At 66.6% G+C, this 16527-nt stretch carries 17 protein-coding genes and 1 pseudogene; 4 read left to right on the forward strand and 14 right to left on the reverse strand.

What is annotated here, in order from left to right; translation table 11 throughout:
• Positions 1-139: 139 nt before the first annotated feature.
• From ACWF9G_RS08915 to ACWF9G_RS08950, 8 genes and pseudogenes are all read right to left on the reverse strand, one after another.
• Positions 140-396, reverse strand: a pseudogene (locus ACWF9G_RS08915) (DUF4158 domain-containing protein); the annotation flags it as partial.
• Between the two features lie 172 nt (positions 397-568).
• Positions 569-1984, reverse strand: a complete 1416-nt coding sequence (locus tag ACWF9G_RS08920) for a cytochrome P450 (protein ID WP_452514626.1) — start codon at positions 1982-1984, stop codon at positions 569-571.
• Between the two features lie 10 nt (positions 1985-1994).
• A complete protein-coding gene (locus ACWF9G_RS08925) occupies positions 1995-3188 on the reverse strand; it encodes an MAB_1171c family putative transporter (RefSeq protein ID WP_452514627.1) in 1194 nt (397 codons plus the stop codon).
• Between the two features lies 1 nt (position 3189).
• Positions 3190-3783, reverse strand: a complete 594-nt coding sequence (locus ACWF9G_RS08930; RefSeq protein WP_379309116.1) for a hypothetical protein — start codon at positions 3781-3783, stop codon at positions 3190-3192.
• Positions 3725-4048, reverse strand: coding sequence for a hypothetical protein (locus tag ACWF9G_RS08935; RefSeq protein WP_379032151.1), 324 nt, complete (start codon positions 4046-4048; stop codon positions 3725-3727). The genes ACWF9G_RS08930 and ACWF9G_RS08935 overlap by 59 nt, the downstream gene beginning before the upstream one ends.
• Positions 4049-4146: 98 nt before the next feature.
• On the reverse strand, positions 4147-4806 hold the full coding sequence (locus ACWF9G_RS08940) for a hypothetical protein (RefSeq protein WP_379309117.1): 660 nt from the start codon (positions 4804-4806) through the stop codon (positions 4147-4149).
• 489 nt (positions 4807-5295) lie between these two features.
• Positions 5296-5631: a YnfA family protein gene (locus tag ACWF9G_RS08945; protein ID WP_452514628.1), complete on the reverse strand. Its 336-nt coding sequence runs from the start codon at positions 5629-5631 to the stop codon at positions 5296-5298.
• Positions 5632-5763: 132 nt separating this feature from the next.
• Entirely contained in the window at positions 5764-6138 is a 375-nt protein-coding gene (locus ACWF9G_RS08950) for a VOC family protein (protein ID WP_379309119.1), read from the reverse strand.
• 141 nt (positions 6139-6279) lie between these two features.
• Between ACWF9G_RS08950 and ACWF9G_RS08955 the strand changes: the two genes are divergently transcribed.
• Positions 6280-7272, forward strand: a complete 993-nt coding sequence (locus tag ACWF9G_RS08955; RefSeq protein WP_452514629.1) for an Lrp/AsnC family transcriptional regulator — start codon at positions 6280-6282, stop codon at positions 7270-7272.
• A gap of 275 nt (positions 7273-7547) precedes the next feature.
• Positions 7548-8063, forward strand: coding sequence for a hypothetical protein (locus tag ACWF9G_RS08960; RefSeq protein ID WP_452514630.1), 516 nt, complete (start codon positions 7548-7550; stop codon positions 8061-8063).
• Between the two features lie 64 nt (positions 8064-8127).
• On the opposite strand, the gene ACWF9G_RS08965 is transcribed toward ACWF9G_RS08960, so the two are convergent.
• Positions 8128-8991, reverse strand: coding sequence for a hypothetical protein (locus ACWF9G_RS08965; RefSeq protein ID WP_452514631.1), 864 nt, complete (start codon positions 8989-8991; stop codon positions 8128-8130).
• A 220-nt stretch (positions 8992-9211) separates the two neighbouring features.
• Between ACWF9G_RS08965 and ACWF9G_RS08970 the strand changes: the two genes are divergently transcribed.
• Positions 9212-10303: a CSLREA domain-containing protein gene (locus tag ACWF9G_RS08970; protein ID WP_452514632.1), complete on the forward strand. Its 1092-nt coding sequence runs from the start codon at positions 9212-9214 to the stop codon at positions 10301-10303.
• On the opposite strand, the gene ACWF9G_RS08975 is transcribed toward ACWF9G_RS08970, so the two are convergent.
• The 5 genes from ACWF9G_RS08975 to ACWF9G_RS08995 form a co-directional block, all read right to left on the reverse strand.
• Positions 10300-10971 carry a TetR/AcrR family transcriptional regulator gene (locus ACWF9G_RS08975; protein ID WP_452514633.1) on the reverse strand — a complete coding sequence of 224 codons (672 nt, stop codon included), beginning with the start codon at positions 10969-10971 and terminating at the stop codon, positions 10300-10302. The genes ACWF9G_RS08970 and ACWF9G_RS08975 overlap by 4 nt on opposite strands.
• A 114-nt stretch (positions 10972-11085) precedes the next feature.
• Positions 11086-12348, reverse strand: a complete 1263-nt coding sequence (locus tag ACWF9G_RS08980) for a diacylglycerol/lipid kinase family protein (RefSeq protein WP_452514634.1) — start codon at positions 12346-12348, stop codon at positions 11086-11088.
• Between the two features lie 108 nt (positions 12349-12456).
• Positions 12457-12888 carry a DUF7144 family membrane protein gene (locus tag ACWF9G_RS08985; protein WP_452514635.1) on the reverse strand — a complete coding sequence of 144 codons (432 nt, stop codon included), beginning with the start codon at positions 12886-12888 and terminating at the stop codon, positions 12457-12459.
• Positions 12885-14738, reverse strand: coding sequence for a glycoside hydrolase family 15 protein (locus tag ACWF9G_RS08990; protein WP_452514636.1), 1854 nt, complete (start codon positions 14736-14738; stop codon positions 12885-12887). The genes ACWF9G_RS08985 and ACWF9G_RS08990 overlap by 4 nt, the downstream gene beginning before the upstream one ends.
• A 103-nt stretch (positions 14739-14841) precedes the next feature.
• Entirely contained in the window at positions 14842-15375 is a 534-nt protein-coding gene (locus tag ACWF9G_RS08995; RefSeq protein ID WP_452514637.1) for a hypothetical protein, read from the reverse strand.
• A gap of 558 nt (positions 15376-15933) precedes the next feature.
• Between ACWF9G_RS08995 and ACWF9G_RS09000 the strand changes: the two genes are divergently transcribed.
• A complete protein-coding gene (locus ACWF9G_RS09000) occupies positions 15934-16503 on the forward strand; it encodes a hypothetical protein (protein ID WP_452514638.1) in 570 nt (189 codons plus the stop codon).
• The last annotated feature ends 24 nt before the right edge of the window (positions 16504-16527 follow it).

Consider the following 16527-nt stretch of genomic DNA (forward strand, 5'->3'; position numbering starts at 1 on the left):
GCTAGTAGGCAGTTTCCACGTTCAGTGTGCGGGTCGGGCTGGTTGGTGCTTGGCTTGCCGATGATGTGGATCGGCGCACTGGAGGGTGGGAATCCCCGCAGACGTTCAAGTTCTTCGGCTGCGAACAAAGCTGCGCCGCATCGACTTCCAGCTGCTGCGCCAGATGCGCCACTGCCACCGTCGGCGCCGCGGTCACCTCGTCCGCACGAACTCAACCACGGCAGCGTGCACATCGCCACCGCCAGGCCGAGACGGACTACCGCGCCCCGCTCACGCGGCGCGACGAACGCCAAATCCGCCGGGGTCAACGTGAAATACCGGAACAACTCCTCACGGCTGATCTCCGGGTCCCCCCAGACGCTCCAACTCCTCGCCCGCGAACACTCGCGTGGCCACGAACCCGACCCTCCAGCACACCGACCAACCCCGTCAGCAGCCAAGCCAAGCACCAAACACCACGTACCGCAGGCAGAACCATCAAACGCCCTGACCAGTCGCTACCCGGACTTCGTTGGTTTCTGCGCGGTTGCTGCCGGCACGCCGTGCGCTCCGGCCTCGGCGCTCGCAGCTACCGTCGGGGGGTGACTCGCAGCTTGAAGCCTCGCGGCTTGAGGGTGATCTGTTCGGCGATGTCGAGCGCGTAGTCGGGCTCGTGCTCGAAGTCGAACTGATGAAGGATGTAGGTCAGCGCGAGCATGATCTCGTGGTAGGCGAATTGGCGGCCGACGCAGGCGCGTAGCCCGGTGCCGAAGGGTTTGTAGATTCGGCGGTTGTCGGTCTCGGCGAGGTTCGTCCTGAGCCAGCGGTCGGGCTCGAACTGGTCCGCGTCCTCGCCCCAAGCGCTCTTATCGCGATGGGCTTGCAACGTGAGGACGAATACCCAATCGCCGGGCTTGAAGTGGTAGCCGTCGCCGATAGTGACGTCGGTGATCGCCTCCCGGAAGTATCCCGGGGCCACGGGCCAGAGCCGGAGTGTCTCGTCGACGACGCGACGGACCGACCGTAACTTGGCCACGTCCTCGAACGCGATCGTCGGCCGGTCGCGGCCGGGGAAACGTTCGTCGATCTCGGCGCGTACCTTCGCCGCTGCCTCCGGGTTTCGCGCGAGTTCGTAGAGCGCGAACGCCAGGGCTCCGGCGCTGGTCTCGTGGCCGGCGACCAGGAACGTGAAGATCTGATACCGGATGTTGGTGTCGGAGAGCCGCTCGCCGGTTTCGGGGTCCTCCACCGTGAGCATGCGATCGAGCAGGTCGCCGTGTTCACCGACGGTGCCGCCGGCTTTGCGGGCAGCGATCACCTCGTCGACGATCGCGTGTGTCGTGGCGATGTCGCGCTTGTGCTGAGCAGCTGCCCGGCGCCCGACGGTCTTCTCCAGGAAGGTAGGCAGATTGGCATAGCTGTTGATGTAGCGCAGCGAGCGCAGCATCGCGGCGACGAAGGGGTGCGGGGTGCCGCGGCCGAAGGACTCGAAGTCGTAGCCGCCGAAACCGGCTCGAGCGATGACCTCCAGAGTGAAACGGTTCATGTCTTCGGCAGTGTCAACCCACTGGCCGGCGCGATCGCTCCAGTAGTCCACCAGCTCGTCGGCTACTCCACACATCGTGTCGTGGTAGCTGCGCATCGACTGCGCGGTGAAACTCGGCGCGAGGATGTTGTGCGCTCGGTGCCAGTTCGGCTCATGGTTGTAGGCCGTGAACAGGCCGTCACGAGCGATCGGCCGCAGCTTCTTGAACAGGACCCCGACGTGCTTGGTCCAGAACTTCTCGTCGTTGACCTCGTTGATCAGGTCGGTGCCCGAAACCACGACCATCGGCCAGTTCATGATCTTGCGCTCGAAAATCTCGCCGAGGTTCTGCGCGTCCCGCCACGACATCTGGACAGGCTTGACCGGATCGGTGGTCAGCAAGTCGCCGAACCACGGAAGCCGGAACTTCGGGTGGGGGAGAGCGCGGTGGGGCGTCGGGGCCGAGGTGGTGGTCACCATGGCGTAGCTCCTATCTGGCCACAGACAGATCGAGACGTCTGCGGTCATCGGTTGTGAGCATGCCGCGGGCGCGCGGCCATGCTTTGGCCAGCGCCAGCAGCTCCACAAGCTCTGCAGTGAGATCGTGGGTCCCTGGCTGGATTTCGGTGCGGAATGATGTGAGGCCGATCCGCGGTTCGCGGCCACCGGCTTTGGCGGCCATCGCCACCGCGACCCTCCGTGCGTTGTCCTGTGCACCGCCGCCGCCGGGCCGAAGAGTCTCGCCGGCATCGGTATAGCGCTCGAGGTCCAACAGGCTGTCGCGGATCTCCACGGTCATGCGATGCAGAAGAACCGCTGCGTCGATGTCGCTGCCTCGGCCCCGCGGCAGATCCAGCACGACCTCGGGTACTGCAGCGGTCAAATCCGCCCACAGGGGGTGCAGGCGTCGCCGGTACCGGCTGACGCGGTCCCAGCCCAGCCTCGTGATGAGAGTACTGACCAAGGGGACTACCGTGACGCCGACCAGGAGGACCGTCGCGGCCACGAACGTCGCTGCGTCTCTTCGCATCTCGGGATCGGCGATCGACTGGTCGGTCAGGACGCAAGTGATCGCCTCGACCACGCTGAAGGTTATGTCGGCGCAGAGCCCGACGCCGGTGATCACGATGACAGCGAAGACCGCGCGTTCGTAGACGGTGGTGTCCGCATGGCGCATCTCCCGGATGCAGATCCGGACGAGCAATATCATGGCGGCCGCGATGGGAAGGCAGTAGACGATCAAGAAGACGACCGCCGGCCAGCCCAGAAGCTGATCGACGAGCAGGTTCGCTCGCCGCGCTGGTGTGCCGGCGATCATGAGGATCACGGTGCAGGCGACAACGAAGAGGTCGTATCTGCGCTGTCGTTTCCATGCTGTTGCCGGGTCGGCGCCGCCCCACAGTTTGGCGATCCCGTAGAGGCTGGACACGATCAGCAAGACCGGTCCATGCGACACCTGTCTAGCCAGATTCACGACGTTGTTGTCGTCTCCCGGCAGCATCCAGGCCAGGGCGTGTTCGACCCATGACTCGCGCAGCAGCATGCCGACCAGCGCGGCAGCGATCGCGCGGTTGATCAGCCGGTCCACCGTGGTCTCGTTCAGCAGCAGTGCGCGCCCGGTCAGGGTCGCAAAGATGCCTACGATGATCGGCACGCTCAGATACAGCGGAATGTGGGATGTCATCTCACCGGTGCCGGGCGCGGAAGAGCGTCGAGCGGATCCGACTCGGCGTCCGTTGGGGAAGCATGGCGTGGACCATCAAGAGGTCGGCGAAAGTCTCGGCGTCACGCTCGCGGTCGCTGCCGTAGTCCTGTCTCCGCAGTACGCTGCGGATACTTTCGGCTGTCAGGGACGGCATCAAGTCGTTCAACGGCAGAGCATCGGCAGCCTCGGTCGAGCCGGCCCCCGCCTGGTCGTGGCCGAGCAGCATGTGCCCGATCTCGTGGGCGATGATGTGGTAGGCGTGCGACTCGGTTGCGCCGCCGTACATGATCACGTCGTCGTGTTCGCGCGCGATCCACAATCCGCTGCCGGTTCCGCATCCGGTACCTGCCAGCGCTTGTGGATCGATCGGGCACAGCACGATCGGACGTCCGCGGGCTTCGGCGACGCGGTTGACGTACTCGGTCGGATCCCACGGGTAGGGGATCGGCGCCGTGCGCGTCAGTTCGTCGAATTTCTGTTGGTCCATCATCACCCCCCTGTCGGCCCTGGCCGACTTAACGCTTCTCGTCGATCTCTGCAAGATGGGCCAGCGCCGCGGCGAGCTGTCCGGCATCGACATTGGCACCTCGCAACGCGATGTGCTTGACACCGGCATCACGCGCGGCGGCCAGCAATCGCAGGTCCTGGTCGATACCGGCTACGACATGCGGCTCGGTGCCCAAGTAGATACCAGACACCGAGAAATGCTGCGCAATGCCGGAAAGCAGATCAGGGTCGGCGCTGCCGTCGTCGTGATCGCCCGCACGAAGTCGGACGATCTCGATCTCCTCGACAGATCTGCCGATGAGGTGACTGATGGACCGGGCGACGATGGTCACGGATTGTTCAGGTTCCGACCTTGAATGGAAGGTCCTGAACAGCTGGTTGACCCTTGCACTCAAGGGAGGCAGCAGCGGACTGTCACTCGGCATGCATGTCACCTCCTCTGCTGCTTGGCCCGACGCTCGAACTTCTGCTGCAAGTCCGCAGAGAGATTCTCGGCGTACCTACCGCCGGCGAGGTATCGCCGATACAGCCGATCCTCGGCGTTCGGGTCGTCGCTCGCAACGGGAGTCGACAGCGCCTCCCCGAGAACAACCTCCAGTCCTGCGTGGAGAGTTCCCTGAGATCGGTTGCGCGCCATCATATCTGAGACCCATTGCCCAACAATCAGGTTGACCTCGTAATCGAGACGCTCAGCGAGTCCGCGTAGGCTGGCGAGTTTGGGATCACCATCGAGGGCAGTGTGGAAATCTGCTTGGATCTCCATCAACCCCGAGACCCGTTCGAGCGGAACCTCGATTGTCCCGCCGGTCAGCCTGAGCGGCTCACCGCCTCGACGCTCATCCTCCAGCCCGACCGGTGTGGCCGCGTACCAGTAGGCGCCCGCCGCCGAGCCGGGCACCCATTGCAGGGACGTGTCGAGGCGGTTGAAGGTCTTCTTCTTGGGGTTGGTGATCTCCCCGGCCTCGATCTTGACCATCGTCGGCTTCGACGGCCCACCGGCATCGGCCACATCGGCCAAGGACATGTTGAGCTTCTTCTCGCGGCGGTCTCGGACGAACCCCGCGAGGATCTCGGCATGTCCTCCTGGCATGGAACACATCGTAGCGATAGTTGACCGATTTTCTCCTACATCTCACTGTTGATGCGTGGCACCGAAGGACTTTCGGTAATTTTTAACCGAAATTTCTTGCCGGTAGTCGTTGCTGTGACTAGGCTCGGCGATGTCGCCTCCGGGCTGAGCTCGAAGGTCGAAGAGAGACAACAAGAGTCGAACGTTCGGGGGAGATGCCGAGGAGACGGAACAGGGTCAGCCGGTCTGGTCCGCGCCGACGTGCGCGACAGGCCCGACCCCATTGCGTGTCAGAGGACCGGGCCATGCGAGTCGTGGTGCGCGGGCAGACCGTGGACGCTGGAGGGGAGCGTCCACGGTTCTGCCGTACGGGATGTCGACACGGTTCATCGGCGAGTGGGCGGCTACGAGCATCGGCCTAGCCAGGGCATCCACGATACGTCGGTGCGCCGGGATGAGGCCGGTCAAGCTGCATGATTCACCCGTTCGGCGACGAACGAGATCGGCCGGTCAGGCGTTTCGCGGCGCGTACATGATGACCGCGACCCCGGCCAAGCAGATCGCCGCGCCGATCACATCCCAGCGATCGGGTCGGAACCCGTCCAGTGCCATGCCCCACAGCAGCGATCCGGCGACGAACACCCCGCCGTAAGCGGCCAGGATGCGTCCGAAGTTGGCGTCGGGCTGCAACGTCGCGACGAATCCGTAGATCCCCAGCGCGATCACCCCGGCACCGATCCAGGCCCATCCGCGGTGCTCGCGCACTCCTTGCCAGACCAGCCAGGCACCGCCGATCTCGGCGATCGCGGCCAGGACGAACAACAGGATCGAGCGCACCACCGTCATCCGCTGAGCCTAATTCTCCGGTGTCAGGAGGTGGTGACCGTCGTCATGCCACCCGCCGAACTGTTGGATGTTCACCTCGACCCAGAAAAGCTTCGATGCGACGGTGGCGGCCGTCGCACAGCCCGGCGTGATTCACAGTGCTGCCTGCGAACGCCGAACGGTCTCGGGATCGATCTCCTGGATCTGCAGAACGACGCCGTCCGGATCGGTAACCCGGATGCTGCGGCCGAAATCCTCCTCGACGAGGGTGTGCTCGTAACCGTCGGCGCTCAGCCGGGCGGAAACGTCCTCGAGCCGTTGATCGGTGGAGAAACCGAGTTCGACCGTGCCGGGCGCGCGCCCCTTCGAGACCGCGGCGTCGTGGATCCCGACCGCGCCGGCGGAGGCGTCCAGCTGCGCCCATACGGCGACGCTCTCCTCAGCGCGATAGGTCAATCCGAGACCTTCGTAGAAGCGACGGGATGCCGCTACATCGGCGACGTAGCGGATGGGCAGAACTGTCAGCACGAGAGTCTCCTTGGCGTTCACGGACTTCCGGCGTAGCCGGGTCGCCCTGGACGGGTACACACGACCACTGTGACCTGTACGAGGGAGATCGTCGTTCACGGCGGTGTCACATGGCGGATACCAGCATTAGAGTTGGTGCTCATGGTGGAAGTCGTCAGTCTCGACGAGGATGACCGGCGCATACTGCACGCGATCCAGCTCGACGGCCGTGCCTCGTTCGCACGCATCGCGACGGTGCTCGGCCTGTCGGAGCGCGCGGTCTCGCGTCGATACCACCGCCTGCGTTCCCGGCTGGTGCTGCGGGTGGTCGGCGTGACCCGGCACGACCCGCGCGCGCAGGCCGACTGGTTGCTGCGCATCACGGCTCCACCGGCATCGGTCGACGCCCTCGCTCGAGCACTCGCCGCCCGCAACGACACCTCCTGGATCGCGTCGCTGGCGGGCAGCGGCGAGCTCACCTGCATGCTGCGCACCACCGCGACAACCCGCGAGGCCGGCGACGTGCTCGAGCAGTTCCGACGGCGCGCCGATATCAACACGATGACCGCCCAGCGACTGCTCACCCCTGTCGCCGGTGTCGGCGGATGGCCAGGCCGACTACAAGCGCTCACCCTCGAAGAGCAAGCGGCCATCGCCCCGGCTCCCGCGACGCTGACACCTGAGCGGTCGTGGACAGACACACCCCGCTCGGCCGCCGACGAACGTCTGCTCGCGCTACTCGCCATCGACGGGCGGATGAGCATCGCACGCCTCGCCGCCGTCTCCGGCATCCCCGAATCGACTGTGCGCCGCCGAATCGGCGAGCTCACCGAACGCGGCGTGCTGATGTTCGAGGTCGAAGTCGATCCCAAGTTCTACGGATGCAACCTCGACGTCATCTGCTGGCTGGACGCGCGTCCCTCCGCACTGCGTGTCGTGACCGATGCCATCGGCTCCCATGCCGAAGTCGCGTTCGCCGCGACGACCACCGGTGCGAGCAACGTCCTGACCCTTCTCGAATTCACTGCCGCCGATGAACTCCACGACTACCTCGCCGACCGCATCGGTGGCCTGCCCGGTGTGCACCATGTCCGCAGCGAGATCATCTCGGGCTGGATCAAGCGAGCCGGCCCACTGCTGATACCTCGCGCCTGACACATCGCTGCGAGTAGACCGCCCGGCCCCGGGCAAGAAGTCGCCTGCACCGCCGTCGTCGCGAGTTCAAGGCCGCCGACAACGGCTGATCCAACTCCACGTCATCGAAATCCCCTGGGAGCCTTCGGGTTCCCGAGGGATTTCGCACTGTGGGTGCGCTTGCGGTTCTGAGCGAGGGGATCGGCGCGGGATAGTGTGGCGATATGACTTCGGTGGGGGAGATGCCGCGGCCGGGGCGACAGCGTCAACGACCGCCCGGCTGGTGGTTGATCACGATGGGCGTGGTGACCGCGGTGACTTGGCTTGCGGCATTGATCCTCTCGATCACGCAAGGCCTCGACTCGAATCTGCTGCTCGCTGTCCTTGCGATGGCGACCATTCTGGCGGCGGGCATACCCTGGCTGGTCCTGGCGCTGGTGGGCGTGGTGAAGTACCGCGCCTTCGCGGTGTCGTCGATCCTGCCGCTGATCCTCGTGGGGACGATGGTGGCGGTCGATCAACGTCTTCCGGAGCGGGCGGCGTGGCGGTTGTCCGAGGGCGCCATGACCGACGAGGCGCAGGAGTGCGCCGAACGAACCCAGCCGACGTGGATCGGCGTGCACCGAGTCGATTCGGTCCGCCGAAACGATGACGGCGCCTGCCTGTTCCGCGTCGGCAATGGCATCGGCTCGAACGGATTCGCCTACTTCGCGCCGGGCACCACCGCACCGGAACGAACCGAGGCGGAGGCGGCGATCTACTACCTGCCCTTCGACGAGGCTTGGCACAAGTACGACTACAACTACTGGTGACATGCGGGGTGCGGTGTCGGCGCAGCGGACGACATCGATTGAGCTCGGCGGGTCGTGCCAGTTCTCACCAGAAGTGGGGTGTGAGGCCCCAGAAGTCGAATTCGGCGGTGTGCAGGGTGCGCAGGGCGGTGCGGGTGGGGAAGCGGTCGGGGTCGGCGCCGGTGGCGGCGAGGGTGACCGTGTGGCCGTCGGTGGAGAAGGAGAGGTTTACGCCCACCTCTACGCGGCGGAACATATCGGGGTCGCCGGTGCAGACTACCGGGCGCATGAGGACGGCGGCGGCGTGGTGGTCGCCGATGGCGGCGACGCCCTTGGCTGTTTCACCGAGGTTGGTGCACAGGCATTCCGGGGCTTTGGCGGTGCGGGCGAAGTGGTGCAGGACGAAGCGGGGGAGGATCATCTGCAGGGGTTGCAGGTGCTGGAGGGCGGGGGTGGTCGCCGGGTCGCGGTAGGCGGTGGCGGCACGTTTGACCGACGCGCGGACGGCGCCCAGGTCGATGCGGTCGGTGGTGCTGTATCGGACCGAAATCGGTAGGCCGGTGGTGGCATTCGCGCGGGGATCGTTCGTGGTGCGCATCGAGTGGGGGATGTCGACGCGGATGTCGGCGGTGTCGCCGACGCGGCCGCTGCGACCGAGCAGGCCTGCCCCGAGTGCGATCAACAGGCCGTTGGTCGTGCCGGAATGCGTTGCGGCGACACTGTTCCACTGGTCGAGGTCGAGTTGCACGACGACATCCGCGGGCGACCATCGCGCGGGCAGTGGCAACGGGGGAGTCGTGGGGCGGGGAGTGCGGTCGGGCTCGGTGACGGCGCGAGCCGCGACTGCGGCACGGATGCCTTTCACCACCGCGCGTAGCTGCGCGCCCGCATCGGTGGCGGCCCAGGGCTGGCGTTGGCAGTTCTGGCCGGTGATGAACTTCACCGGCACCGCCGTACGGTGTGCCGTATGAAGCCTTTCCGCTGTGTCACGGGAAACGGTCGATCTTGGATCAGCGCCGGGCCGAGCGAGGCGAATCCGTAACTCCGAAACGGATTTCTGGAAACACGCCCGAGGAGCACCACTCTGAGACATAGTGGTAGACGCTCGCGTACCCCACTCATACGCGGGCGTACCTCACTCGATGTTCGTGAATTGGATCAGTAACCTTATGAGGACGAGCACATCCCCCGCGGCGGCCCGCGCCGTCGCCATCACAGCCCTGATCGTTGGTTCCGCAGGCGGATTTCCCGGGGCGGCCTACGCCGACAACGCACCCGGTTCTCCCACGGTGATCACGGTCGACACCACAGCAGACGGCGTCGCGGCCGATCCACAAAGCGGGTTATGCCGTACTGCCTCCGGCACCTGCACACTGCGAGCGGCGGTTCAGACGGCCAATGCCCGGCCGGGGAGCGCAATCGTGGTGCCCGAGGGGCGCTACATCTTGACGATCCCGCCCGACCCACAGAAAGTGCAGGGCCGCAACCCGGATCCGACCACGGGAGACCTGAACCTCACCGCGCCGACGACGCTGCGTGGCGCGGGCCGCGACCGGACAGTGTTGGATGCCAATGGGATCGACAGGGTGCTCAGTATCTCCGCGCCCGTGACGTTGACGGGATCGACCGTGACCGGCGGAGTCACCGCGCAGCATGAGATCCCGTACTACGACACCGGCGGCGGCGGAATTTCCAATTCGTCGAATCTCGTACTCGACGATGTCGTGGTCCGGGGTAACAGCGCCGGGTACGGCGGCGGGATCTTCAACGTGCCGGGGTCGGACCTGCAGACGAGAAACACGACTATCACCGGCAACACATCCGGCGAGGCGGGCGGCGTGCGATGCGATAACACCTGCACCTTCACCGACTCGACGATCTCCGACAACCGCGTGGTCAATCCCGAAGTGTGGTACCGCCCGGGTGGATTCGCCGGACGCGGCGGCGGCGTAGACGTCCGGGGCCGGGGCGTGGTGACTTTCGATCGTGCGACCGTCACCGGAAACAGCGCCTCGGACGCGGGTGGTGGCATCAACGTGGCGCCCGCCTACCTCGACACCCTTCCACAGCAGGTGACGGACGTGGTGAATTTTCCAGTGGGCACCGTGATATTGCGGAACTCCACCATCCGGGGAAACACCTCCGACACCGTTCGGGCCAACTGCGCGAAGGTGTTCGCGAGGATTGTTTCCGAAGGCGGCAACACCAGCGACGACGATTCCTGCGACCTCACCGGGCCGGGCGACAAAGTCGTGCCCTAGCCGGCAGGGATTTCCAGCCCGAGCAGCGTGCGGTGGATGTACAACACCATGTCCTCGAGCTCGAGCAAGTCACCTCCGGCGCGCAGGGTCCTGCGGACGGCCTCGTTGGTCGCATCGGTCACCGCCAGATACGCGTCGTCCGGCACCGATGGATCAACGGGGCCTGCCGCTGCACGCCATGATCGGATGAACCCGGCAAACCAGTGCTGGCATCGCTCGAACGACTCGATCGCGCGCGGCCCGGCCGGGGCGGTCTCCAGATAGAACGAGCGGGCGAACGACGGTTCGTCACGCAACAGGGTGAGGTATTCGCGAATTCCCAGCCGCAGTGCCTCGAACGGCTCCACCGGTCCGGCGAATACCTCCCTCATCACGTGCTCGAGATGCTCGATCATCAGATCCCGGCCCGTCTCGGCCGCGGCGAGGAAGCACGCTTCCTTGTCCGGGAAGTGCTGGTAGAACGTCCGGCGCGAAACCTTCGCCGCCGCAGCGATATCCGCGATCGTCACAGTGAGATAGCCGCGATCCGCGACGACGACCGTCACCCCGTACAAAAGCCGCTGCCGCTGCGACCCGGCAACCAGCTCACGAGCAAGGCCATGCGGCCCGTGCGGCAACTCCGCCAGGGTCGGCTCCAGCAACTTCTTACGTCCCACCCGCACCTTCATATCAGGCGCGCGCCTGGCGTGAAGAGCCGGTTCGGCAGACCAAAGGAGACTCCGGTCCGCACGGATCGGAATCTCTACCGCCTCAGCGCCAACGATCACCGTGGCCGGAATCGCTCACCGCGTTCGGCGATGTTCTCCGGTGCCGCCGTGAATGGCCAAGTCCCGCAGCCGGAGCCAATCGATCGTGGGCGCGGCGGCAGGGGTCCCCGGCCGGTTTCGCGGTACCAGCACGCGCAGCGCGCCCGGTTCGATGACGCAGCGCACGGGGGTGTCGAACTGAAGGGATTCGCCGTCGACGCCGACCGGGATCCGCGGTGCGTCGGTGTCGACGGTGACTTCGATCGTGGTCCGCTGTGTCAGGCCGTGGCTGCGGGTGCGACGGATCAGGCCGACCGCGTCGCGGGTGTTCGCGACCGAGAGGGTGACCGCGCCGAGCGCGCCGCGATCGAGGCGATCCCGTCGGCTCAGCCCAGCGAGATCGCTGGTGCCGTAGGGGTTGTTGCTGACCAGGATCGCCTGCGGCCCCGTGATCGTCGTGCCGTCGACGCGCACGACGAGCCGGTTGCCCGCGTGCCCGGCGAGGAGATCGGGGAGTAGGCGCAAGACTGTCGCGGTCTTGTCGTCGCGGTAGGCGGGACTGCGCACGATCTCGGCGTAGACGCCGAACGACGCGTTGTTGACGAAGGGCAGGCCGTTGATGCGGCCGAGGTCGACGCGCAACTCCACCCCGTCGCGGAGGGCGTCGAGCCCGGCGGCCGGATCGGCGCGGTCGAGGCCGAGGTCCATCGCGAAGTGATTCCGGGTCCCCGCGCTGATCACCAGGAACGGCAGTCCGTGCTCGGCGGCGATGCCTGCCACCAGCGCCTGGGTGCCGTCACCGCCCGCCACCCCGAGCAGATCCGCGCCTCGGTCGACGGCTTGCCTGGCCAGCGCCTCGACATCGACGGAGCCCTCCAGCAGGGCGACTTCGGCCCCGAGTTCCTCGGCTTTGCGGCGCAGATCGAACTTCTCGACCTTCCCACCGCCGGAACGCGGATTCATGATCAGGAACGGATGCCGGGCCTGCGGGGCGGGATGCTCGACCGCGGCGGTGCGCGGACTCCCGGTGCGCAGCGCGACGCGCGCGCAGGCGACCGCCAGCAGGGCCGATCCGGCGGCGAGCAGCGCCACCCACAGCAGGTGGGCGCGCACGAAGGCCACGATGACGAAGATCGGCGACAGCACCGCGATCGCCAGCGACACCCAGCGCGCAGGCCCGTACATGGTCAGAAACCAGTACAGCGCGGCGACCGTGACCACAACGCCGCCGGTACCCACGATCAGCAACCCGAGCGTCCCGACCACCCCCGCGAACAGCACCGGGATCACGGCTGTCATGGCGGCGAAGAGGAAGGCCGCCCTGGCCGCCCAGCATCGGATCCGAGCCGCGGAGTCATCGTTCACCGTGTGGACCGCCGATCGTCGTCGCACATCGCCGGAATGGACTCAGTGTTGGGGCTGCCAGGCCATGACGGCCCAGATGACGGCCACGCTGAGCCCGATGATCACGAGGGACCAGGCCGGGTAGTAGGGCAGGGACAAGAAATTCGCGACGATCACCAACGCGGCGACTCCCAGCGCGCTGTATCGGCCCCAAGTCGTCCCCATTACCAGGCCGACGCCGACGACCAGCGCCAGTACGCCGAGCACGACATGGACCCAGCCCCAGGTCGTGGTGTCGAATTTGTACACATATTCGGTTCCGGCGATATATATTTCGTCGCTCTGCAGGGCGGAAATACCCTGCAGGACCGAGACTGCCGCCAAGATGAGAAGCATGCACCCGGCCACGACGGATATTCCCTCCGCGACGGCCTGCCGTTGAAAAGGCTCTGCCTCGGGCGGGGGGCGGTGCGCCGGTGGTGTATCGCTCGTCATTTTCGACTCCTCGTGGTTGTAGAAGACGGCTCGGCCTCGGCGCGATCGAGTTCCTCGTCGAGCGCGAGGGCGGCGGCGATCAGAGCCAGGTGGGTGAATGCCTGCGGGAAATTGCCCAGTTGCTCGCCGGACGGACCGATCTCCTCGGCGAACAGGCCGACGTGATTGGCATAGGTAAGCATCTTGTCGAAGGCGTAGCGGGCCTGTTGCAGCCGTCCGGTCCGCGCGAGGGCTTCCACGTACAGAAAGCTGCACAGATTGAAGGTGCCTTCGGTCCCGCGCAGACCGTCCGGCGATGCCTCGGGGTCGTAGCGGTAGACCAGGCTGTCGCTGACGAGCTCCCGGTCCATCGCGTCGAGGGTGCTCAGCCACATCGGGTCGGTCGGTGACAGGAAGCCCATGCGGGGCATGAGCAGCAGCGACGCGTCGAGGACCTCGGTGGCGTAGTGCTGCACGAACGCCTGGCGCTGCTCGCTCCAGCCCCGCTCGACGATCTCGCGGAAGACCGCGTCGCGTTCGGCCGTCCAGCGGGCCAGGTCGGCGGGTCTGGCCTGCTCGGTCGCCATCCGGATGCCGCGGTCGAAGGCCACCCAGGTCATCAGCCTGCTGTAGGTGAATTCCTGTTTGCCACCGCGTGTTTCCCAGATTCCCTCGTCCGGTCGGTCCCAGTTGTCGGCGAGCCAGTCGAGGAGACCGGTGAAGGTCCGCCATCCGGAGATGGCGGCCAGATCGGTGGCCTGGGCCAGGGCATCGGCCGCCTCGCCGTAGATGTCGAGCTGAATCTGGTCTGCCGCGCCGTTTCCGACCCGTACCGGCGCCGAACCCTGGTAGCCCTCCAGATGAGTCAGGATCACTTCGTCCAGCCGGGGGTCGCCGTCGACGCGGTACATGATCTGCAGCGGTTCACCCGAGACGGTCCCGCCCGCCTCGACCCGGTCGCGCAGCCAGTGGCGAAACGCGTAGGCCTCCGCGGTGAACCCGAGGTCCATCAAGGCCCGGACCGAGAGGGAGGCATCCCGGATCCAGGTGTAGCGGTAGTCCCAGTTGCGTTCGCCGCCGATCTGCTCGGGCAGTCCCATGGTGGCCGCCGCGATGGGCGCACCGGTCGGCGCGTAGGTGAGCAGTTTGAGGGTGATAGCGGAACGGTTGACTTCGTCGCGCCAGCGGCCGCGGTAGGTGGACGAGCGCAACCAGGCCTGCCAGAAGTGACGGCACCGGTCCAACTCCTCGGCGATGTCATCCCACGACGGAGGCGCCGCGGCGGGCCCACCCGCGGCGGTGGTCGTCAGCACGACGGCGGCTCGCTCACCCGCGGCCAGCGTGAATCGCGCGGTGACATCGGTGCCGTCGGGGTGCAGCGTGATCGGGTCGGTGGTCTGCAGGTGGAGGTCGGCGGTGGCGGACCGGAACACGGCGGTGCGGTCGTCGGCTCGGTCGAGGGTGTGGGTGGCGCGTCCGTAGTCGAACCGGGGGCGGCACCCGAGGGTGAAGGTCAGGCTTCCGCGCACCACCCGCACGACTCGCACCAGCCGGTGCCGGTCGGTGGGCGCGGTGTTCTCGATCGGTTCCATGAAGTCGGCGACCTCGCCGACGCCGTCGGGCCCGGAGAACCGGGTGACCAGGACGGCCGTGTCCGGGAGGTAGAGCTGCCGGACGGCGCCCGCGGCGGTGGTGTCGACGGCGATCGAGCAGTACCCGCCCTTCTCGCTGTCGAGCAGCGAGGCGAACACGCTGGGGGAATCGAATCGGGGAGCACACCACCAGTCGATCGTTCCGGCGGCCGAGACCAGCGCCGCGGTCTGGAGATCACCGACGATGCCGTGCTCGTCGATCGGTGGGTACGCGTTCACGAGCGCTCCTCCCTCGGACCGTCCGCCCGGTGGCCGGCCGACTTCAGCCAACCAGCGGACCGCGTCGGCGGCCTCACCCGGAACGGGTGAATCTCGTGGCCGGTCAGTGGGTCAAGATCACCTTGATCGCCACGACGGTGGTGGCCGCGCAGCTCAGGAGTACCGCTCCGACCAGTGTCGAACGGTCGGGACCTCGCCCCTGGAGCCGATGGATGACGAAGGCGATGCCGCCGATCCGTACCAGCATCACCACCTCCGCGAGTATTTGCGCGGTGCGCGGTTCGAGCCACCCGAAGGCCGCGGCCGCCAGGATCGCGCAGGGCACCACCGCCGAGCTGAGGATGGGCAGCGAGTCGCGCAGATTCGCCCAGCGCTGTGGGGTGAAGCGCGGTGGGTAGTGCCGCACCGATCGACCGACGCTCTCGGCGAAGGAGTGCGCGATGAACGTGGACAAGGCGGTGCCGATGACGACGAGGATGCCGACATTCTCGGCGGACGGCGAGACCGGGATCAGCGCGGCGAGGATCAGGACGTTGCCGTAGATGTAGGCGCTGATGCGACTGGCCGCGTTGCCCTGATCGAGCGGGGCGCGGGCGAACAAGGGTCGGTGCAGGAGCTCGTATCTGTTGCCTGCCATCGGTCCTCACCGTGTTCGTCGGGCGTCACCGGTCTCACTTCGGAAAGGTTTGCTCCCTCGGTACTATATATTTCGACGGCGAAATTCTGTGGACCGTCCGTGCCGGTCGAAAATGCGCCTCGACCGGCAATTGATCGTCCGACGTGCCGATCGCGAGCGGAACTCGGGCATCGGGCAGATTCCGCGTCGGCACCCGCCTCACCTGCTGAAACGGCGATCACGTTGTCGGCGAGACGAATACACGAGCGCGCTCGCTGGTAATGCTCCAACGTCGGCGATATCGCGTCGTGATCAGCGGCAGCGAGTTGCTATGGTGGGCAGGCGAATCGTTCGTCCGAATGTTAGGAAGCTTGATGGGAAGCACTGCTCTCGACGTCATTGCCCTGCTGGTCAACCGTGCCGCCGGTTTCTGGAACTGGATGGCGACCGGCTCTGCGGGATTCCCGCCGCTGTGACGGTGTGACCTGTGCGCGCGAAACCCCCGAAAGCCCCTCGGCTTTCGGGGGTTTCGTCATTTCCCCGGCGGGCGGATCGGCCGGGGCTCCGTAGGGTGGGGCCATGACCACCGTGGAGACCGAGGCCCTGCCACCGACCCGGCGCTGGGTGCTGGCGATGCGCACGTCGGTGACGCTGGCGACCGGGGCGATCCTCGCCCTGCTGCTGAACGACGCCACCGAGTTCGACCTGCTTGTCGTGGTCGTCGCCGTCCTCGCGCTGCTGGTCGCCGGGGTGCTGTGGATGGTCTTCGCGCCGATCGGGTGTGCGCGATACCGCCGCTACGGCACCGTGGCGATCGCGCCGCTGGTGGTCCTGATCGGGATCGGCATCGCGGCGGCGGGCATCCCGGATCGGGTGGCGTGGTGGCTGTCGGAATCGGCGATGAGCGAGGCCGCGCATGGGTCGTGCGACGACGCCGACGGCGGCTGGGTGGGGGTCGTCCGGGTGTCCTCGATCGCGAGCCGGGACGGCGGCTGCCTGTTCGGGATCGGTGACTCGCTCGGCGGCCTGGCGCACTTTCCCGCCGGTGCCCGCCCGCCGGTGCACGTCCCGTCGGCGTACCGGCCGGTCTACACGCCGTTCGACGGGAACTGGTACCGGTTCTCCGTGGACACGCATGACGGGCACTGAGACGGACGTCCGGTTCTGTCGGAC

The organism is Nocardia sp. NPDC055029, assembly GCF_053608525.1.